The sequence below is a fragment of the Nonomuraea muscovyensis genome, from assembly GCF_014207745.1.
GTDB lineage: Bacteria > Actinomycetota > Actinomycetes > Streptosporangiales > Streptosporangiaceae > Nonomuraea > Nonomuraea muscovyensis.
The window spans coordinates 607660-626641 of record NZ_JACHJB010000001.1 but is presented as its reverse complement, the minus strand read 5'-3'; the positions used below and the strand labels follow the sequence as shown (position 1 = coordinate 626641).

General features: G+C 73.0%; 19 protein-coding genes. 13 read left to right on the top strand and 6 right to left on the bottom strand.

Annotated features, from left to right (window positions below; translation table 11 throughout):
• The first annotated feature begins 169 nt into the window (after nt 1-169).
• Nucleotides 170-1372 (top strand): tRNA uracil 4-sulfurtransferase ThiI, encoded by a 1203-nt coding sequence (thiI, locus tag FHU36_RS02995; protein ID WP_185082274.1) that lies wholly within the window; start codon nt 170-172, stop codon nt 1370-1372.
• Nucleotides 1373-1468: 96 nt separating this feature from the next.
• Here the strand turns inward: thiI and aroF are convergent, their stop codons facing one another.
• Nucleotides 1469-2497, bottom strand: a complete 1029-nt coding sequence (gene aroF / locus FHU36_RS02990; RefSeq protein WP_185082273.1) for a 3-deoxy-7-phosphoheptulonate synthase — start codon at nt 2495-2497, stop codon at nt 1469-1471.
• A gap of 264 nt (nt 2498-2761) precedes the next feature.
• On the opposite strand from aroF, the gene FHU36_RS02985 reads away from it, so the two are divergent.
• Complete coding sequence (locus FHU36_RS02985; protein WP_312891411.1) at nt 2762-3358, top strand: molybdopterin-dependent oxidoreductase; 597 nt, start codon at nt 2762-2764, stop codon at nt 3356-3358.
• Between the two features lie 108 nt (nt 3359-3466).
• Complete coding sequence (locus FHU36_RS02980) at nt 3467-4210, top strand: LytR/AlgR family response regulator transcription factor (protein WP_185082271.1); 744 nt, start codon at nt 3467-3469, stop codon at nt 4208-4210.
• A gap of 655 nt (nt 4211-4865) precedes the next feature.
• Here FHU36_RS02980 and FHU36_RS02975 read toward each other — a convergent pair.
• Nucleotides 4866-5705: a deoxyribonuclease IV gene (locus tag FHU36_RS02975; protein ID WP_185082270.1), complete on the bottom strand. Its 840-nt coding sequence runs from the start codon at nt 5703-5705 to the stop codon at nt 4866-4868.
• Between the two features lie 208 nt (nt 5706-5913).
• Here FHU36_RS02975 and uraD point away from each other — a divergent pair, with 208 nt between their 5' ends.
• From uraD to alc, 9 genes are all read left to right on the top strand, one after another.
• Nucleotides 5914-6459 carry a 2-oxo-4-hydroxy-4-carboxy-5-ureidoimidazoline decarboxylase gene (uraD, locus tag FHU36_RS02970; protein ID WP_185082269.1) on the top strand — a complete coding sequence of 182 codons (546 nt, stop codon included), beginning with the start codon at nt 5914-5916 and terminating at the stop codon, nt 6457-6459.
• A complete protein-coding gene (gene uraH / locus FHU36_RS02965) occupies nt 6456-6755 on the top strand; it encodes a hydroxyisourate hydrolase (RefSeq protein ID WP_185082268.1) in 300 nt (99 codons plus the stop codon). Before uraD ends, uraH begins: the two co-directional genes overlap by 4 nt.
• Complete coding sequence (gene pucL / locus FHU36_RS02960) at nt 6756-7622, top strand: factor-independent urate hydroxylase (RefSeq protein ID WP_185082267.1); 867 nt, start codon at nt 6756-6758, stop codon at nt 7620-7622.
• Between the two features lie 4 nt (nt 7623-7626).
• On the top strand, nt 7627-8487 hold the full coding sequence (locus FHU36_RS02955; protein ID WP_185082266.1) for an FAD binding domain-containing protein: 861 nt from the start codon (nt 7627-7629) through the stop codon (nt 8485-8487).
• Nucleotides 8487-8957: a (2Fe-2S)-binding protein gene (locus tag FHU36_RS02950; RefSeq protein ID WP_185082265.1), complete on the top strand. Its 471-nt coding sequence runs from the start codon at nt 8487-8489 to the stop codon at nt 8955-8957. Before FHU36_RS02955 ends, FHU36_RS02950 begins: the two co-directional genes overlap by 1 nt.
• Nucleotides 8954-10357, top strand: coding sequence for an 8-oxoguanine deaminase (locus FHU36_RS02945; RefSeq protein ID WP_312891410.1), 1404 nt, complete (start codon nt 8954-8956; stop codon nt 10355-10357). The genes FHU36_RS02950 and FHU36_RS02945 overlap by 4 nt, the downstream gene beginning before the upstream one ends.
• 112 nt (nt 10358-10469) lie before the next feature.
• Nucleotides 10470-11663: a glycerate kinase gene (locus tag FHU36_RS02940; protein ID WP_312891409.1), complete on the top strand. Its 1194-nt coding sequence runs from the start codon at nt 10470-10472 to the stop codon at nt 11661-11663.
• Entirely contained in the window at nt 11660-13018 is a 1359-nt protein-coding gene (gene allB, locus FHU36_RS02935; protein ID WP_185082264.1) for an allantoinase AllB, read from the top strand. Before FHU36_RS02940 ends, allB begins: the two co-directional genes overlap by 4 nt.
• Entirely contained in the window at nt 13015-13968 is a 954-nt protein-coding gene (alc, locus tag FHU36_RS02930) for an allantoicase (RefSeq protein WP_185082263.1), read from the top strand. Before allB ends, alc begins: the two co-directional genes overlap by 4 nt.
• A gap of 26 nt (nt 13969-13994) precedes the next feature.
• On the opposite strand, the gene pknB is transcribed toward alc, so the two are convergent.
• Both pknB and tnpA read right to left on the bottom strand, forming a co-directional pair.
• Nucleotides 13995-16055 carry a Stk1 family PASTA domain-containing Ser/Thr kinase gene (gene pknB / locus FHU36_RS02925; RefSeq protein WP_185082262.1) on the bottom strand — a complete coding sequence of 687 codons (2061 nt, stop codon included), beginning with the start codon at nt 16053-16055 and terminating at the stop codon, nt 13995-13997.
• A gap of 255 nt (nt 16056-16310) precedes the next feature.
• Entirely contained in the window at nt 16311-16727 is a 417-nt protein-coding gene (gene tnpA, locus FHU36_RS02920; protein WP_185082261.1) for an IS200/IS605 family transposase, read from the bottom strand.
• A gap of 22 nt (nt 16728-16749) precedes the next feature.
• Between tnpA and FHU36_RS02915 the strand changes: the two genes are divergently transcribed.
• A complete protein-coding gene (locus tag FHU36_RS02915) occupies nt 16750-17940 on the top strand; it encodes an RNA-guided endonuclease InsQ/TnpB family protein (protein WP_185082260.1) in 1191 nt (396 codons plus the stop codon).
• A gap of 49 nt (nt 17941-17989) precedes the next feature.
• Here FHU36_RS02915 and FHU36_RS02910 read toward each other — a convergent pair whose 3' ends face one another.
• Nucleotides 17990-18745 carry a thiazole synthase gene (locus tag FHU36_RS02910; RefSeq protein ID WP_185082259.1) on the bottom strand — a complete coding sequence of 252 codons (756 nt, stop codon included), beginning with the start codon at nt 18743-18745 and terminating at the stop codon, nt 17990-17992.
• Entirely contained in the window at nt 18738-18938 is a 201-nt protein-coding gene (thiS, locus tag FHU36_RS02905; RefSeq protein ID WP_185082258.1) for a sulfur carrier protein ThiS, read from the bottom strand. Before thiS ends, FHU36_RS02910 begins: the two co-directional genes overlap by 8 nt.
• Nucleotides 18939-18982 lie beyond the last annotated feature (44 nt).

Below are 18982 nucleotides of genomic sequence, written 5' to 3'. Positions count from 1 at the left end.
GCAGCAGCCTTGTCCCATTTGCATGGATATCCGGACTATCTGTCAATCGGGCGTGTCGGGAAACGTGAGAGATCCTCGGGCTGCTGGTTGCCCGCCGGACGCGGACTAAACTCGATGGGTCGCGGCGTTTCCGCACCGCGCCGTCCCGTCTTCCTCCGGAGGTCCCACCATGACGATGTCCGCCCTGGGCGAGCCGTGCGTTCTGCTCAAGCTGGGCGAGATCGTCCTCAAGGGCAAGAACCGCGAGCTGTTCGAGCGACGCCTCATCGCCAACATCCGCGCCGCCATCAGAGATCTCGACATCAAGGCGGACGTACGCCGCCGGCACGGCGTCATCGCCATGTTCCTGCCCACGGGCGCCACCGCCGAGCAGGCCCAGATCGTCGCCGAGCGGGTGGCCGACGTGCCCGGCCTGGTGTGGATCCACCCCGCCTGGCGGGTCGCCAAGGACCCCGACACGGTGCTCAAGGCCGGGCTGGAGCTGCTGCGCGACCGCGACGAGGTCAAGCGCGGCGCGCCGTTCGCCGTCCGCTCCCGCCGCCGCGACAAGCGCTTCCCGCTGCGCTCCAACGAGCTCGACCGGCTGGTCGGCGGCGCCATCAACGACGAGTACGGCCTGCCCGTCGACCTGCGCAAGCCCGAGCTGACCCTGTTCATCGAGGTCGACCGCGACGAGGTGTTCGTCTTCACCGGCGGCCTGCCCGGGCAGGGCGGCCTCCCGGTCGGCAGCAGCGGCCGGGCGCTGGTGCTCATGTCGGGCGGCATCGACTCGCCCGTGGCGGCCTACCGCATGATGCGGCGCGGCCTCCACGTCGACTTCCTGCACTTCTCGGGCATCCCGTTCACCACGTCCGAGTCCATCTACAAGGCCTACGCGCTGGTCAGGAAGCTCGACCGGTTCCAGGGCGGGTCGCGGCTGTGGGTGGTGCCGTTCGGCAAGGCCCAGCAGTCGATCCGCACCTCGGGCGAGGACCGCCTGGCGGTCATCGCGCAGCGGCGGCTCATGCTCAAGACGGCCGAGGAGGTCGCCCATCGCATCCGCGCCGCCGCGCTGGTCACCGGCGACGCGCTCGGCCAGGTGTCGTCCCAGACGCTGGCCAACATCACCGCCCAGGACCACGCGGTGGACCTGCCGATCCTGCGCCCCCTGGTGGGCTGGGACAAGACGGAGATCATGGCCGAGGCGCGGCGCATCGGCACGCTGGAGATCTCCGAGCTGCCCGACGAAGACTGCTGCAGCCTGCTGGCCCCCAAGCGCGCCGAGACCCGCGCCAAGATCGAGGACCTGAAGCAGATCGAGAAGCGGCTGGACGCCGAGGAACTCGTCGTCCAGCTCGCCGACTCGATCCAGGAGTACACCCTGGAGTCGTGACCGTGCCCGGCCGCGGCACGGCGGGAGCCTGACACCTCACCGCCGCGCCGCGGGGTTCCGGGCCGGTGCCGTCACGCACCGGCCCGGAGCGCCGGGTCAGGCGGTCAGCGCCGCCGCCGTCTTGCCGAGCAGCGGCGGCAGGTCGCGCAGCACGCCCGCGAGCTCCTCCAGGTCACCGTCGACGAGAGCCTGCGGACCGTCGCACAGCGCCAGCTCAGGCTGCGGGTGCACATCGATGATCACGCCGTCGGCGCCGACCGCGATGGCCGCCCGGGTGAGCGGCAGCACCAGGTCGCGGCGGCCGCCGGAGTGCGACGGGTCCACGATCACCGGCAGGTGCGACAGCCGCTGCGCCACCGGCACCGCCGAGACGTCCAGCGTGTTACGCGTGGCCGTCTCGAACGTCCGGATGCCGCGCTCGCACAGCACGATGTCGAGGTTGCCGCGCTGCGCGATGTACTCGGCCGCCATCAGCCACTCCTCGATCGTGGCGTTCATGCCGCGCTTGAGCATGACCGGCTTGCCGGCGGCCCCGACGGCCTGCAGCAGCGCGAAGTTCTGCGCGTTGCGCGTGCCGACCTGCAGCATGTCGGCGTACGAGGCGACGAGGTCCACGTCCTGCGCGTCGACCACCTCCGTCACCACCGGCAGGCCCGTCTCCTCGCGCACGCCGGCCAGGATGCGCAGCCCCTCCTCGCCGAGCCCCTGGAACGCGTACGGCGACGTGCGCGGCTTGAAGGCGCCGCCGCGCAGCAGGGTCGCGCCCGCCGCCTTGGCCATCAGGGCCGCCTCCAGGGTCTGCCGCGGTGTCTCCACCGCGCACGGCCCCGCTATCAGCGTCACCGTGTCCGGGCCGATCGGCACCCCGCCCACGCGGACGGTCGAGCGGTCCGGGTGGTTGTCCCGGCTCACCAGCTTGTACGGGGCCGACACCCGCATCACCTCGGCCACCCCGCCCATGCCACGCAGGGCCGCCGCGTCGAGCTGGGTGACGTCGCCGACCAGCCCGACGATCGTGCGCTGCACGCCCTTGCTGACGAAAGCCTCGACCCCGGCCGCCTGAACGACCGCGACGATCGACGTGAGATCGTCCGCGGTGGCCTCCGGGCCCATCACGATGACCATGTCCTGTCTCCTTGTCCGTAAAGCTGATGAGGGAAAGTGCCGGAAAACACAGCAGGCCCCGGGTCCATGAGGACCCGGGGCCTGGTGTTCGCCTGTCTGCTAGCGCAGCGTCAGATGGCGAACGGACTCGGGTCCGTCGCCATACCAAAACTGGATCGCGGTGCGCATAGTCCTGTCATGCTAGCGCACCCACCCGATCGCGAGGCACCCGAAGGCCGGTGGGAGGATGGCTCACGACCGCGACGCCATGCGAGGGGAGTGATCGTGGAGCAGCCGCGCCTGCCTCCGGGACAGTACATCCCGCGCGGCCGGCCAGTGATCCACTACGGCAGGGTGCCCTCGTTCCGGCCGGCGAGCTGGGACCTGCGCGTCTTCGGGGCGACCGCCTCGGGTGAGGAGCACTGCTTCACCTGGCCGGAGTTCGAGAGTCTGCCCCGGACGAGCGTGCTCGCCGACTTCCACTGCGTCACCAAGTTCTCGATCATGGGCAACGAGTGGCGTGGCGTCAGCCCGTCCACCCTCCTGGAGGCCGCGCCGCCCGGTCCCGGCGTGCGGCACGTGATGATCTGGGCGGAGTACGGTTACAGCGCCAACGTGCGGATGACCGACTTCACCGCCCCCGGCACGCTGTTCGCCCTGGAGCTCGACGACAAACCGCTCAACCCCGACCGCGGCTTCCCGGTGCGCGCCGTCGTCCCGCACCTGTACGCGTGGAAGAGCGTGAAATGGGTGCGTGCCGTGGAGTATCTTCTCGAAGACCGTCGCGGCTTCTGGGAGGACCGCGGCTACCACAACGTGGCCGACCCATGGGGCGAGCAGCGCTACTCCTACCAGGAGGAGCCGGGCGAGGGTCCGCCCTAGGACCTCGCGCACTTTCCCGCGCCCGCAATCAGCTCATTGTAGCCAAATCTTTACTCAGGGTTTGCGTATCGCTTGTGACCTTGGCGTTCTTGCGTCAGCGTAGGTGGCATGCTGCGTCTCCTGGCCGTCGACGACGAACAGCCCGCACTGGAGGAGCTGGCATACCTGCTCCGCCAGGACTCCCGGGTCGAGCACGTGACCACCGCCTGCGACGGTGTCACGGCATTACAGGACATGGTGCAGATGATCGGCACCGGTGAGCGGCTCGACGGGGTGTTCCTCGACATCCAGATGCCGGGCCTCAGTGGTCTCGACCTGGCCCGCCTCGTCGGCGGCTTCCCCAGTCCGCCCAAGCTCGTCTTCGTGACGGCACACGAGGAGTGCGCCGTGCAGGCGTTCGAACTGGAGGCCGTCGACTACCTCCTCAAGCCCGTCAGGGCCGCCCGCCTGGCCGAGGCCGTCCGCAGGCTCCAGGTGGCCGCCTCACCCGCCGCCGCCGAACCCGGCCAGGAGGACGTCATCCCGGTCGAACTGGGCGGGCGCACCAGGTTCGTGCCGCAGCAGTCGGTGTGGTTCGCCGTGGCCAAGGGTGACTACGTGCGGCTGCACACGGTGGACGGCAGCTACCTGGTGCGCATGTCGCTGGCCGCCCTCGAACGCCGCTGGGCGGAGGCGGGCTTCATCCGGGTGCACCGGAGCACGCTGGTGTCCAGCCGGCATGTCAGCGAGCTCAGGTTCGAGGGCGGCCGGGTGACGCTGACGGTCGGCACCGAGACGCTCCAGGTCAGCCGCCGCCACACCCGCCAGGTCCGCGAACAACTGGTCCACCAGCACCGCACCGCCCTCTCCTGACCCCGTCCCGCCCGTATCCGGACCCACTCCCGTCCCTGCCCGCCCTCTCCCCGCCGCTCGTGCCCCGCACCCGCCGGGGGGGGAGTGGGTGTGAAGGGGAGAGGTGTGCGCGCACGCCTGCCGGTGTGCGGCGGGGACGGGTGGCTCGCGCGGCGCCGGGGCGATGTCCCTGGTCATGCCCGGCCACCCCCTGGCCGGCTCCGCCCGCCACCGTCACCGGCCCGCCGCCCGGAGGGGCATTGTGCGCGTACGAGCCCCTTGAATGACCGCTCGTCGCGCCGGAACGACCGCTCGACCCACAAACACGCTCCGTATGTCGATGACTACAGACCGTTCGCCGCGCTGTGCGGGAACGGGGTGTCAGCCACAAGATCGCACTCGTAGTGTTTGCGCATCGGACAAGCCACTCCGGCGCATCGGGTGGACGAGCCGGGGGGCTCACCCGTCGGCCTGATGCGCTGGACTCACCGGTGACCGCGACTGGTCACCACGGCTGTCGGGCCCTTGACCGGGGGTAGGGGCCCGCCCGCCGGGTACGTGAAGGGGCGCCCGCTCCACTTGCGGGCAGAGCGCGAGCCGGCCGAACGGGGGCGCCGGGTCGCGAGCGGGCGCCCCAACACGACCCGCCCCCCACGCGACCCGCCCGTCTGGATAATCAGCCGTCGCGCAGGCGCTTGAGCAGCTCGATGTCGGCGCGGTGCTGGTCGACCTTGCCCGGGGTCTCGATGCAGATCGGCACGCCGGCGGCCGCCGGGTGGCGCATCAGGTCGGCGAAGGCCTGGGTGCCGATGCGGCCGGCCCCGATGTTCTCGTGGCGGTCCTTCTTGGAGCCGCAGTCGTCCTTGGAATCGTTGGCGTGGATCAGCTTCAGCCGCCCTGGAGCGATCTTGTGCAGGGCGTCGAACGTCTCCCGCACCCCGTCGGCGGTCGTCAGATCGTGACCGGCGGCGAAGGCGTGGCAGGTGTCGAAGCAGACGCCGGCCCGCGGGTGCCAGTCGAGCGCCTCGAGATAGGGCTCCAGGTCCTGGACGGTGGCGCACAGCATCGCGCCCTGTCCGGCCATCGGCTCCAGCAGCAGGTCGGGCCCGCCGTCGGGGATCTCGTCGAGCAGCGGCAGCAGGTGCTCGTGGAGCTGGCGCATCGCCGCGTCGCGCGGCTGGGTCACGGCCGAGCCCGTGTGGACGACGACCCCCTTGGCCCCGGTGGCGACGCCGCGCCGCAGCGTGTGGCGGACCAGCGCGATGGAGTTGGCGAGCGTCTCGGGGCTGGGTGAGCCGAAGTTGGCCAGGTAGGGCACGTGGACGAAGGTGTCGACGCCCGACTCGGCCAGCCTGGTGTCCTGCTCCGGCTTGCCTTCGGCCAGCGCCCACCCGCGCGGGTTGGTGACGAACACCTGGATCATCTCGGCGCCGATCTCGGCCATGTACTTCAGGCCGCCTGTGGCCAGGCCGCCGGTGACGGACACGTGCCCGCCGATGAGAGAGCGTGGGGTCATGGTGGGACCAGTTTAGAGGCCCGCCCGGCACCCCCGTCCGGGCGCCGACCGGCGGCCCGCCGCGCGCCGGTCGGGCGACCGCCGGGCGGCCCGCCGCCGCCCGCCTCGTGCGCTTGGAGCATGCCACGAAAAGTCCTGGACAACCGGTTGGACAGTTGAGAGTTCTTACGGATGGACCGGGCACGACGGACATGTGTGTACTGCTGGCATGCCCCACACGCGCGCCGGCCTCGACCGGTTCAACGCCCTGGCGCCCGAGGACGCGGAGCGGGACCTGCTGGCCTGCTGCGCCTCCCGCGCCTTCGCGGCGGCCGTCACGGCCGGCCGCCCGTACCCCGGCCCCGGGGCGCTGGCCGACGCCGCCGAGGCGGCCGTGCGCGCCCTGGGCTGGCCGGACGTGCTCGAAGCGCTCGAGGCCCACCCCCGCATCGGCGCCCGCCCCGGCGGCGCCGGCAGGGAGGCGGCCTGGTCCCGGCAGGAGCAGGCAGGCTTGGGGGCCGGTGCGGCCGGCAGCGGGGCGGACGGCGGGGAGGACGGGCTGCGCCAGGCCCTCGCCGACGGCAACCGGGCCTACGAGGACCGCTTCGGCCACGTCCACCTGGTCTGCGCCACCGGCCTGACCGGCACCGAGATGCTCGCCGGGCTGCGCGAGCGCCTCGGCAACGACGACGACACCGAGCGCGGCGTCGTCCGCGACCACCTGGCCCGGATCACCCGGCTGCGGATCGCCAAACTCCTCGGGGAGGCCCCGTGAGCTTCTCGACCCACGTGCTCGACGCGGTCACCGGCCGCCCCGCCGCCGGCCTCCTCGTCCGGCTGGAGCACGGCGGCCGGGTCGTGGCCGAGGGTCGCACCGACGGCGACGGCCGCATCAAGGGCTGGAAGGCCGGCCCCGGCGTCAACCGCGTCGTCTTCGACACCGGCGGCTACCTCGACGACACCTTCTACCCCGAGGTCGTCATCGCCTTCACCGTCAGCGACCCCTCGGCGCACCACCACGTGCCGCTGCTGCTCAGCCCGTACGCCTACTCCACCTACCGAGGGAGCTAGATGCCGATCATCCTGGGGCCCAACCGCTACGGCAAGGCGGAGACCAGGCTCGTCCGCGTCACCCGGGACGGCGCCACCCACCACCTCAAGGACCTGAACGTCAGCACCTCGCTGTCCGGCGCCATGGAGCCCGTCCACCTGACCGGCGACAACTCGGCCGTGCTGCCCACCGACACGCAGAAGAACACCGTCTACGCCTTCGCCAGGAAGCACGGCGTGGACCAGATCGAGGACTTCGCGCTGCTGCTGGCCCGGCACTTCGTCGGCTCCCAGCCGACGATCCACCACGCCAGGGTCGAGATCGAGGAGTACGCCTGGAACCGCCTCCCCGTCACCCGGCACTCGTTCGTGCGCGACGCGGGCGAGGTGCGCACCTGCGTCGTGCACCACGACCGCGACGGGCGCACCACCGTCGTGTCCGGCCTGACGGACCTCGTCGTGCTGAACACGACCGGCTCGGAGTTCCACGGCTTCGTCGTCGACGAGTACACCACCCTCGCCCCGGCCACCGACCGCGTCCTCGCCACCGCCGTCACGGCCCGCTGGCGGCACACCGGCGAGACCCCCTCCCACGCCTCCTCCTACGCGCGGGTGCGGCAGAGCCTGCTGGAGGCGTTCGCCGGCACGTACAGCCTGTCGTTGCAGCAGACGCTCTACGCGATGGGAGAGCGGGCCCTCCAGACCTGCGAGGAGATCTGCGAGGTGCGGCTGACTCTGCCCAACAGGCACCACTTCCTCGTGGACCTGACACCGTTCGGCCTCGACAACGACGGCGAGGTGTACCACGCCGCCGACCGCCCGTACGGCCTGATCGAAGGCGCGGTGCTGCGCCAGGACGCCCCCGACGCCGCGTTCGCCTGGGAGTAGAGCGATGGACTTCTTGCGCCCCACGACGTGGGAGGAGGCGCTGGCCGCCAAGGCGGACCTGCCCGAGGCGGTGCCCCTGCAGGGCGGCACCGACGTGATGGTCGAGATCAACTTCGGCGTGCGCAGGCCCGCCGCCCTGCTCGACCTCACGCGGGTGGCCGAGCTGCGCTCCTGGAGCGTGACGGACGGCACGTACCGGGTGGGCGCGGGCGTGCCGTACGCGACGGTCATCGAGGAGCTGGGCGGCGCGCTGCCGGGCCTGGCGCAGGCGTCGCGGACGGTCGGCTCGCCGCAGATCCGCAACCGCGGCACCGTCGGCGGCAACCTCGGCGCCGCCTCACCCGCCGGCGACAGCCATCCGCCGCTGCTCGCGGCCGGCGCGGTCGTCGAGGTGGAATCGCGCGAGCGGGGCGTCAGGCTGATCCCGGCCGCCGAGTTCTACCTCGGCGTGAAACGCTCGGCGCTGCTGCCCGACGAGCTGATCAGGGCCGTCAGGGTCGCCGGCGCCGCCGGCCCGCAGTACTTCTCCAAGGTCGGCACCCGCAACGCCATGGTGATCGCGGTGTGCTCGTTCGCCGTCGCGCTGCACCCGCACGAGCGGCGGGTCGGCACCGGCATCGGCTCCGCCGCGCCGACCCCGCTGCGGGCGCCGGAGGCCGAGGAGTTCCTGCGCGCGGAGCTCGACTGGGCCGGGCCGCTGGATCCGGCGCTGCTGCGACGCTTCGGCGAGCTGTGCGCGGCGGCCGCCGCGCCGATCGACGACGTGCGCGGCACCGCCGCCTACCGCAGGCACGCCATCGACGTGCTGGCCCGCCGCACGCTCACCTGGGCGTGGGACGACCACCTGGGAAGGAGGGCCGCCTGATGCGGGTCACGTTCACCGTCAACGGCCGCGAGGAGACCGTGGACGACGTGTGGGAGGGCGAGAGCCTGCTGTACGTGCTGCGCGAGCGGGTCGGGCTGCCCGGCTCGAAGAACGCCTGCGAGCAGGGCGAGTGCGGCTCCTGCACGGTCTACCTGGACGGCACGCCCGTCTGCGCCTGCCTGGTCGCCGCCGGGCAGGCCGAGGGCCGCCGGGTGCGCACCGTCGAAGGACTCGCCGACGGCGACCGGCTCGACCCGGTGCAGGAGGCGTTCGTCGAGTGCGGGGCCGTCCAGTGCGGCTTCTGCACGCCCGGCCTGATCGTGCAGGCACACGACCTGATCGAGCGGGTCGCGCGGCCCTGCGACGCGGAGATCCGCGAGGCGCTGGCCGGCAACCTGTGCCGGTGCACGGGCTACGAGAAGATCCTCGACGCCGTGCGGCTCGCGGCGGCGCGCAAGGCGGCGCCGTGACACCGGCCGGGACCTCGACGCTGATCGAGAACGCCTACCTCGCGCCCGTCGCCGGCCCCGAGATCGCCTCCGGGTACATCCTGGTCACCGGCGACCGGATCGCCGCGCTCGGCCCCATGGCCGAGGCGCCCACCGCGCCCGGCGCCGCCAGGATCGACGGGTCCGGCTGCCTGGCCACGCCCGGCCTGGTCAACACCCACCACCACCTGTACCAGTGGGCCTCGCAGGGCCTGGCCCAGGACGCGACGCTGTTCGAGTGGCTGGTGGCGCTCTACCGGGTGTGGGCCGCCATGGACGCCGAGGTCGTCGAGGGCGCCGCCACCGCGGGGCTGGCCCACCTGGCGCTGTCCGGCTGCACGACCTCCAGCGACCACCACTACCTCTTCCCCAAGGGCCGGGGCGACCTGTTCGCCGCCGAGATCGAGGCCGCCCGCGCGGTGGGCCTGCGTTTCCACCCGGCGCGCGGCTCGATGGACCGAGGCCGGTCGCAGGGCGGGCTGCCGCCCGACGAGGTCGTCGAACGGCTCGACGAGATCCTCGACGCCACGGCCGAGGCCGTGGACGCCCACCACGACCCGTCGTTCTCCTCCAAGCTGCGGGTCGCCGTCGCCCCCTGCTCGCCGTTCTCCGTCAGCGCCGAGCTGATGACCCAGGCGGCCGAGCTGGCCAGGTCCAAGGGCGTCCGCCTGCACACCCACCTCGCCGAGACGCTCGACGAGGAGGAGCTCTGCCTGCGCCAGACGGGCATGCGCCCGGTCGCGTACATGGAGAAGCTGGGCTGGCTCGGCTCCGACGTGTGGGTGGCGCACGCGGTGCACCTGAGCGACTCCGACATCGGCGTGTTCGCCGCGACCGGCACCGGCTCGGCGCACTGCCCGTCCTCCAACGGCCGGCTCGGCGCCGGCATCGCCCGCGTGTCGGACATGCTGCGACGCGGCGCGAACGTCGGCCTCGGCGTCGACGGCAGCGCCTCGGCCGAGCTGACCGGCCTGGCGGGGGAGATGCGGCAGGCGCTGCTGTTCCAGCGGGCCAGGTACGGGCCCACGGCGCTGACCGCCAGGCAGGCGCTGGAGCTGGCCACGCTCGGCGGGGCGCGCAACCTCGGCCGCGAGCGGGAGCTCGGCACGCTGGAGCCGGGCAAGCTCGCCGACATCGCGCTGTGGCGGACGGACGGCGCCTTCGCCGCCGCGCTGGACGACCCGGTGTGCGCGCTGGTCTTCGCCACCCGGCAGCCGCCGCTGGCGCGGCTGCTGGTCGGCGGGGAGACGGTGGTGGAGGACGACGAGCTGCGCACGGTCCCGCACGACGCGGCGGGCGCGGCCGGGGTACGGGCGCACCGCCGGCTCATCCGGGTGGCCGGGGAGCAGGGGGTCGCCGTCTCCGCCGAGGTCCACCCGTGACGCGGCCGCCGCGAGGCAGGTGTGATGATGAGTCGACGCCGGCACGCCCCGCCGCCCGACCCGGGCCCGGACGGGCGTGCGGCCACCGTCCGTCGTCGCGTGGGAGTTCGTAGTGGTTGAGCACGTGCTTGTCGCCCCCGACAAGTTCAAGGGGTCGCTGACGGCCGCAGAGGTCGCCGACAGGGTGTCGGCCGGTCTCGGGGTGCCGGCGGTCCGCCTGCCGGTCGCCGACGGAGGTGACGGCACGGTGGACGCGGTCGTCGCCTGCGGCTTCACCCGGGTCACCGTCGAGGTGACGGGCCCGACCGGGCAGCCCGTCCAGGCGTCGTACGCCTGGCACCCCACCGGCACGCCCACCGGCACGCCCGCCGGCGACGGCCCGGCCGGGCGGCCCACGGCCGTGGTCGAGCTGGCGGAGGCGTCCGGGCTGCGCCGCCTGCCCGGCGGGCTGGAGCCCCTCACCGCCACCAGCCGCGGCACCGGCGAGCTGATCGCCCACGCCCTCGGCAGGGGCGCCCGGCGGATCGTCCTCGGGCTGGGCGGCAGCGCGTGCACCGACGGGGGCGCGGGCATGGTTCAGGCCCTCGGCGCGCGCCTGCTCGACGCGAACGGCGACGAGCTCGGTCCCGGCGGCGCCGCCCTCACCACCCTCGACCGCATCGACATTGCGAACCTCGCCGACGTCTCGGGTGTGGAGTTCGTGGTGGCCAGCGACGTCGACAACCCCCTCCTCGGCCCGCACGGCGCCGCGGCCGTCTACGGCCCGCAGAAGGGCGCCACCCCCGACGACGTCAGGATGCTCGACGCCGCCCTCGGCAGGCTGGCCGCCGTGGCGACCCGGACCCACGGCCTGGCCGGCGCGGTGGAGCACGACGACAGGCCGCGCCCCATGGGCGTCGCGGGGGCGCCCGGAGCGGGCGCCGCCGGCGGAGTCGGGTTCGCGGCGCTGGCCTTCCTGCACGCCGAGATCCGGCCGGGCATCGACTACCTGCTCGACCTGCTCGGCTTCGGCGACCTCGTGCGCGGGGCGCGGCTGGTGATCACGGGGGAGGGGTCGCTGGACGAGCAGTCGCTGCGCGGCAAGGCCCCCGTCGGCGTCGCGCAGGCCGCCGCCGAGGCGGGCGTCCCGGTGGTCGCCGTCTGCGGCCGGCGCACCCTCACCGACGCCGAGCTGAAGGCCGCCGGCATCGAGGCCGCCTACGCCCTGACCGACCTGGAGCCCGACCCGGCCCGGTGCATGGCCGACGCCGGACCGCTCCTCGAACGGCTCGCCGCCCGGCTGGCCGCCGACCGCGGGCTCACATGACGGCCCCCGGTCCCGCCGGCCCCGGGACGGCGGGCTTCGACCTCGTCGTCCGTTCCCGGCGCACGGTCACGCCCGACGGCGAGCGCGCCGCCGCCGTGGCCGTGAGCGGGGGCAGGATCGCCGCGCTGCACGACTACGCCGCCCCCCTCGCCGCGGCCGAGGACGTCGACCTGCGCGACCTGGCCCTCCTGCCGGGCCTGGTCGACACCCACGTGCACGTGAACGAGCCGGGCCGGGCCCACTGGGAGGGGTTCGCCACGGCCACCCGGGCGGCCGCGGCCGGCGGCGTCACCACGATCGTGGACATGCCGCTCAACTCGCTGCCGCCCACCGTGGACGTGCCCGCCCTGGACGCCAAGCTGCGCGCCGCCGGCGGGCAGTGCCACGTGGACGTCGGCTTCTGGGGCGGCGCGGTGCCGGGCAACGTCAAGGACCTGCGGCCGCTGCACGACCGCGGCGTCTTCGGGTTCAAGTGCTTCCTGTCGCCGTCGGGCGTCGAGGAGTTCCCGCCGCTGCGGCCGCCCGAGGTGCGCCGGGCGATGGAGGAGATCGCCGCGTTCGACGGGCTCCTGATCGTGCACGCCGAGGACCCGGCGCTGCTCGGCGAGCCGGGCGGCCCCACGTACCGGCACTTCTTGGACTCGCGGCCGGGAGCGGCCGAGCGGCGCGCGGTCGAGCGGGTGATCGGGCTCGCCCGCGAGACCGGCGCGCGGACGCACATCCTGCACGTCTCCAGCGCCGACTGCCTGGAACCCCTGGCCGCCGCCCAGGCCGACGGGGTGCGCCTCAGCGCCGAGACGTGCCCGCACTACCTGACCCTGACGGCCGAGGAGGTGCCCGAGAGCGACACCAGCTTCAAGTGCTGCCCGCCGATCCGCTCCGCGGCCAACCGCGACCTCCTCTGGGACGGCCTGGCCCGCGGCGTGCTGAGCTGCGTCGTCTCCGACCACTCACCCTCGACCCCCGACCTGAAGGTGCCCGACTTCGCCGCCGCCTGGGGCGGCGTCGCCTCCCTCCAGCTCGGGCTGGCCGCGGTCTGGACCGAGGCGTCCCGCCGCGGCCACGGCCTGGCCGCCGTGGCGCGCTGGATGGCGGCCGGCCCCGCCGCCCTGGCCCGCGTCCCCGGTAAGGGGGCCATCGTGCCGGGCGCCGACGCCGACCTGGTCGCCTTCGACCCCGGCGCCACCGTGTCCGTGGACGCCCGCCGGCTCCACCACCGCAACCCCGTCACGCCCTACCACGGCCGCACCCTCCGGGGCGCCGTCCTCACCACCTGGCTGCGCGGCAGGCCGGTGGACGGCGAGCCGCACGGCGTGTTCCTGTTCGGCGAGCAGTGTTCGGAGAGCCGGAGATGACCGCCTTCACGTCCCTGCCCGACCTGGCCCTGCGCACCCTCGGCGGCTCGGTCGTGGCCGCCAGCGACGAGTCGTTCGCCGAGAAGGAGAGCCTCATCCGCCCCGGACGGCCCGGCTTCCAGGCCGAGACGTTCGGCGGCAAGGGCCAGGTGTACGACGGCTGGGAGACCCGGCGCCGCCGCGAACCCGGCCACGACTGGGCGATCGTCCGGCTGGGCCTGCCCGGCGTCGTCCACGGCGTGGTCATCGACACGGCCTGGTTCAAAGGCAACTACCCGCCGTACGCGTCGGTGGACGCCACGGCCGCCGACGGCCACCCGTCACCGGCGGAGCTCGAACGGGCCGTCTGGACCGAGATCGTGCCCCGCACCGCCCTGCGGGGCGACGCCGAGCACCACCTGCCCGTGACCGACCCGGGCCGCTACACCCACGTGCGGCTGAACGCCTACCCCGACGGCGGCGTCGCCCGGCTGCGCGTCCACGGCGAGGCGCGTCCCGACCTGTCGCTGTACGACGGCCTCAGCCTCGACCTGGCCGCACTGCAGAACGGCGGCCTGGTCACCGCCTGCTCCGACGAGTTCTACTCCTCGCCCAACAACGTCATCGCCCCCGGCCTGGCCCGCCACCAGGCGGAGGGCTGGGAGACCGCCCGCCGCCGCGACGACGGCAACGACTGGCTCGTCATCCGGCTGGCCGGGCCCGGTGTCGTCCGGCTGGCCGAGATCGACACCACCAACCTGATCTTCAACGCCCCGGCCGCCGTGTCGCTGACCGGCCGGCCCGCCGGCGACGGCGACCGCGAGATCGAGCTGCTGTCCCGGACGAGGCTCCAGCCCGACACCCCCCACCGCTTCCGCCTGCCACCCGCGGAGCCGGTCACGCACGTACGGGTCGACATCTTCCCCGACGGCGGGCTGGCCAGGGTGCGGCTGCACGGCCACCTCGCCTGAGGCGCGGCCACCCCGCCTTGACCGGCCTAGTGCCAGAGGATGACGAGCGAACCCGGCGGGCGCTCGCTGTTGGGCAGCGGACGCTGGAAGCGCACCACGCCGCCGTTGCCCAGCCGGCGGATCTTGACCTTGAAGCCGAGCTGCTCCAGCTCCTGCTTGGCGTCGTTGACGTTCTTGCCCATCACCTGCGGCACCAGCGCGAACTGCTGGTCGTCACGCGCCTCGTCGTCCTCGTCGCCGCGGTTGAACCAGCCCCAGAAGTCGTCGGTGCAGCGCGCCACCGTGACCATCGCCATCGAGCCCTTGTCGACCTCGGTCTTGGCCGTGGGCGACTGCGCGATGACCGTGCACGGCTCGGCGTCGTCGTCCACCTCGTTGACCTGCACCTGGAAGCCCTGTTCCTGCAGGTAGGCGGCGGCCTCGTTCTTGGTCATGCCGGCCACGTCGGGCATCACCAGGCCGGCGCTGACGAAGACGCCGACCTTCGAGCCCTCCCTGACCTTCTCGCCCACCTGCGGCGAGGTGCGGATCACCGCGCCGCGCTCGACCTGCTGGCTGGGCAGCCGCCTGACCGTGCCCACGGTGAGGCCGGCCTTGGCGATCGCCAGCCGGGCGTCGCTCTCGGTCAGGCCCTGCACCTTGGGCACCAGCACCCGCTTGGGGCCCAGCGACGGCACCAGCGTGACCGTGGTGCCGGTGTCGACCTCCTTGCCGGAGACCGGGTCGGTGCTGAGCACGAGGCCCTCGGCGACGTTCTCGTCGTACTGGCCGGGCGCCTGGCGCACCTTGAAACCGCGGGAGGTGAGGTTCTGCTCGGCCACGACGACGTTCTTGCCGACCAGCCCGCTCGGCACGGTCACCGAACGGGTCTGCGAGAAGTAGACGCCCGTCGCCGCGATCGCCACCACCATCACCGCGGCCAGCGCGACCAGGACCCACGTCGAGCGGAGCACCCTCCGGCGCCCCTGCGGCGCCGGGGCCTCGGCGCGCGGCTGGACGAGCGTGTGACCGGGCAGGCCGGCAGCCGGGCCGGCCCCGGTCGCCGGCATCGTCCGCGTCGGCTGGGGAGCCTGCTGCGGCAGCGAGTGCGCGCCGGAGTGCGGCTGCGACGGGTACTGCGGCGCCGAGTGCGGCTGCGACGGGTACGGCTGTGACGGGGACGCCTGTGACGGGGACGAGGGGGGCTGCTGCCGGTAGGGCTGCGAGTGCTGCGTGCGGGACGCGGCGGGGTCGGTCAGCCGGGGCAGCAGGCGGTGCGTCTCGACGGCCGCCACCAGCATCGCGGTCGCGTCGGCGGGACGGTCGCCGGGCTCGCGGGCGGTGGCCTGCGCGACCAGCGCGTCGACCTGCGGCGGCACCTCTGGGACCAGCGACGACGGCGCCGGAACGGTGTCGTGGACGTGCCGGTAGGCCACCGACATCGGCGTCTGGCCGTCGTAGGGCGGCTGGCCGGTCACCAGCTCGAACAGCATGATGCCCGTCGAGTAGACGTCGCTGCGCGCGTCGGCCGCGCCCGTCGTCACCTGCTCGGGCGACATGTAGCCGATCGTGCCGATCATCATGCCGGTGCGGGTCTGACCGGAGGCCTCGATCGCGCGGGCCAGGCCGAAGTCCACGACCTTGACCCGGCCGTCGGCGGTCAGCAGGACGTTCTCCGGCTTGACGTCGCGGTGCACCATCCCGGCCTGGTGGGCCGCGCCCAGCGCCGCGAGCACCGGGATCACCATCTCCAGCGCCTCGCGCGCCGGCAGCCTGCCCCGCTCGCGCAGGATGTCGCGCAGCGTCCTGCCCGGCACGTACTCCATCGACAGGTAGACCACGTCGCCGTCGGTCCCCTGGTCGAAGACGGCCACCACGTTGGGGTGGGACAGGCTGGCCACGGACTTGGCCTCGCCGATGAACCTGCGCACGAACGACGGGTCCTCGGCCAGCGACCGGTGCATGACCTTCAGGGCCACGGTGCGGTCGAGCCGGACGTCGAGCGCGAGGTAGACGGTCGCCATGCCGCCCCGCGCGATGCGGGACTCGATGCGGTAGCGCCCATCGAGGAGCCGCCCGACGAGGGCGTCCGCAGTCGTCGTGTCCACGTCGCCGAGTTTACGGGCGATTGAGGCCCGGCACGTCCTGACCATCCCAAACGATGCCGAGCCGTGGCCCTCGTCCGACCCGGGCCTGGAACGCCCGCGACCCCGGCGGGGCAGGCCCCGCGCAGGCCCGGCGTGCCGCCCGCTACCGGATTCGTCCGTAGTGCTCCGGCCTTCAGGCCGGGGGTGAAACGGACTCTCCCACGGAGCGGGGCAGGAACAGTCGATTCGCCGCCAGGCGGACCGGGGTCACCACGGTCAGACCGGCCGGTTCTGCTGCTCGATGTACTGGCGCACGATCGAGAGCGGGGCGCCGCCGACGCTCCCGGCGAAGTACGAGCCCGACCATAGCTTGTTGGCCCGGTAGTAGTGGGCGGCCAGTTCGGGGAACTCCTGGCGCAGTCTGCGTGAGGAGACGCCCTTGAGGCTGTTGACCAGCTTCGACAGGGCGACCTTGGGAGGGAAGTTCACCAGCAGGTGGACGTGATCGTCCCCGCCGTCGAACTCGGCCAACTCGGTCTCGAAGTCCGCGCACACCGACCGCGTGATCTCTTCCAGGCGAGTCAGATGAGTGTCGGTGAAGACCGGATGCCGGAATTTCGTCACGAAAACCAAGTGGGCATGAAGCAGGAATACGCAATGTCTTCCGGTTCTGATATCGCTGTGTCCGGCCATAAGCCAACCCTAGGATGTGGTCGTGCAGTTGCGCTATTCCTTCCGCCTGGACCCGTCCCCCGGCCAGCGCATCGCGCTGGCGAAGGCGTTCGGGTGCGCGCGGGTGGTGTTCAACGACGCGCTCGCGTTGCGCCGCCACGCCCACGCCGAGGGACTGCCGTTCATCAGTGACGGAGAGTTGTCCAAGCGTGTCATCACCCACGCCAAGCAGCACCCGGAGCGGGCGTGGCTGGGCGAGGTGTCGGCAGTGGTGCTCCAGCAGGCCCTCGCGGACGCCTGCATGGCGTATCGCAACTTCTTCGCCGGCATCAGCGGCAGGCGCAAGGGTCCCAAGGCCGCCCCGCCCCGGTTCCGGTCGCGCAAGGACCTGCGGCAGGCGATCCGGTTCACCAGGAACGCCCGGTTCAAGGTGGGGGAGAAGCTGTCCCTGCCGAAGATCGGCGATGTTGCGGTGCGCTGGTCGCGGGCGTTGCCGTCCGAGCCGTCCAGCGTGACCGTGATCAAGGACGCGGCAGGCAGGTATTTCGCCTCGTTCGTGGTCGAGATCGCCGAGCAGGAGTTGCCCGAGGCCGAGGCCGAGACGGGGATCGATCTGGGGCTGGGGCATTTCGCGGTTCTGGCCGACGGGCGGAAGATCGGCTCGCCCCGCTTCCTGCGCCACGCGGAGAAGAAGCTCCGCAAACTTCAGAAGAGGCTGTCGCGTAAGGAGAAGGGATCGAAGAACCGGGCCAAGGCGCGGCTCCAGGTCGCTCGCCAGCACGCGAAGGTCGCCGACGCGCGCCGTGAGTTCCACCACCAGGCCTCCACACAGATCATCCGCGACAACCAAGCGGTGTTCGTGGAGGACCTGGCGGTCAACGGGCTCGCGCGCACGAAGCTGGCCAAGAGCGTCCACGATGCGGGCTGGTCGTCTTTTGTGGCCATGCTGGAGTACAAGGCGAAGCTGTATGGGCGGGACTTCGCGAGGATCGGCCGGTTCTTCCCGTCCTCCAAGCTCTGCTCGGAGTGCGGCGCGATCGCTGAGGCGATGCCGCTCGGTGTCCGGGAATGGGCTTGTGTCTGCGGGACGGTCCACGACCGGGACGTCAACGCAGCGATCAACATTCTCGCCGACGGACGGGCGGAGAGGCTAAACGCCTCCGGAGGGCAGGTAGGACCACCGCGTGCGGTGGCGCGGCCCGGTGAACGAGGAAGCCTTCCAGGTGCCGCGTGAGCCCACGCGGCACGGGCGAGAATCCCCGGGATTCATCCCGGGGAGCGCGTCAAGGGGTCATCGGTGAGGACGCCTCCGCGTGGCGGCGGCGGGGGATGCGCCCGGCCAGGCGGGCGAGCCGCCCCGCCTGCACGGCGCCGCGCATGGCCGTCGCCATGAGGTCGGGCCGCTGCGCCCGGGTGACCGCCGTGGCGAGGAGCACCGCGTCGCAGCCCAGCTCCATCGCGAGCGCGGCGTCGCTGGCCGTGCCGATGCCCGCGTCCAGGACCACCGGCACGGAGGCCGCCTCGACGATCAGCTCGATGCTGTGCGGGTTGCGGATGCCGAGCCCGGAGCCGATCGGTGCGCCGAGCGGCATGACCGCCGCGCAGCCCGCCTGCTCCAGGCGGCGCGCGAGGGCCGGGTCGTCGCCGATGTACGGCAGCACGACGAACCCGTCGGCGACCAGCCGCTCCGCCGCGTCGAACGTCTCGATGGGGTCGGGCAACAGCGTCCGCTCGTCGGCGATCACCTCCAGCTTGACCCAGTCGGTGCCGAGCGCCTCGCGGGCCAGCCGGGCGGTCAGCACGGCCTCGCCCGCGGTGAAGCAGCCCGCCGTGTTGGGCAGCACCTTGATGTCGCGCCGCCGCAGCACGTCCAGCACCGACCCGCGCGCCGCCGGGTCGAGCCGTCGCATCGCGACCGTGGTCAGCTCGGTGCCGGAGGCGACCAGCGCCTGGTCCAGCACCTCCAGCGAGGGGGCGCCGCCCGTGCCCATGATGAGCCGCGAGGAGAACTTCTCGCCCGCGATGATCAGGTCATCCACCTTGCACCGCCGTCAGCACCTCGACGCGGTCGCTGTCGCGCAGCCGCGTGGAGTCCCAGGTGCCGCGCGTCACCACCTCGTCGTTCAGGGCCACCGCCACCCCGCTGGTGGCGCCGGTCAGGATCCGTACGGCCTGCGCCACGGTCGTGCCGTCGGGCACCTCGCGGGCGTCGCCGTTGATCGTCACTTTCATCCCAACTCCTTGAGGGTGGAGCCCCGGGCCCCGGCCCGGGGGGC

Bases quoted from the DNA above. Each gene is read 5' to 3' on its own strand.
- allB (WP_185082264.1), top strand. From the start codon at position 11,660: ATGACGGCCCCCGGTCCCGCCGGCCCCGGGACGGCGGGCTTCGACCTC.
- FHU36_RS02975 (WP_185082270.1), bottom strand. From the start codon at position 5,705: ATGACCCCACGCTCTCTCATCGGCGGGCACGTGTCCGTCACCGGCGGC.
- alc (WP_185082263.1), top strand. From the start codon at position 13,015: ATGACCGCCTTCACGTCCCTGCCCGACCTGGCCCTGCGCACCCTCGGC.
- tnpA (WP_185082261.1), bottom strand. From the start codon at position 16,727: ATGGCCGGACACAGCGATATCAGAACCGGAAGACATTGCGTATTCCTG.
- FHU36_RS02955 (WP_185082266.1), top strand. From the start codon at position 7,627: ATGGACTTCTTGCGCCCCACGACGTGGGAGGAGGCGCTGGCCGCCAAG.
- FHU36_RS02980 (WP_185082271.1), top strand. From the start codon at position 3,467: ATGCTGCGTCTCCTGGCCGTCGACGACGAACAGCCCGCACTGGAGGAG.
- pucL (WP_185082267.1), top strand. From the start codon at position 6,756: ATGCCGATCATCCTGGGGCCCAACCGCTACGGCAAGGCGGAGACCAGG.
- thiI (WP_185082274.1), top strand. From the start codon at position 170: ATGACGATGTCCGCCCTGGGCGAGCCGTGCGTTCTGCTCAAGCTGGGC.
- uraD (WP_185082269.1), top strand. From the start codon at position 5,914: ATGCCCCACACGCGCGCCGGCCTCGACCGGTTCAACGCCCTGGCGCCC.
- aroF (WP_185082273.1), bottom strand. From the start codon at position 2,497: ATGGTCATCGTGATGGGCCCGGAGGCCACCGCGGACGATCTCACGTCG.
- thiS (WP_185082258.1), bottom strand. From the start codon at position 18,938: ATGAAAGTGACGATCAACGGCGACGCCCGCGAGGTGCCCGACGGCACG.
- FHU36_RS02950 (WP_185082265.1), top strand. From the start codon at position 8,487: ATGCGGGTCACGTTCACCGTCAACGGCCGCGAGGAGACCGTGGACGAC.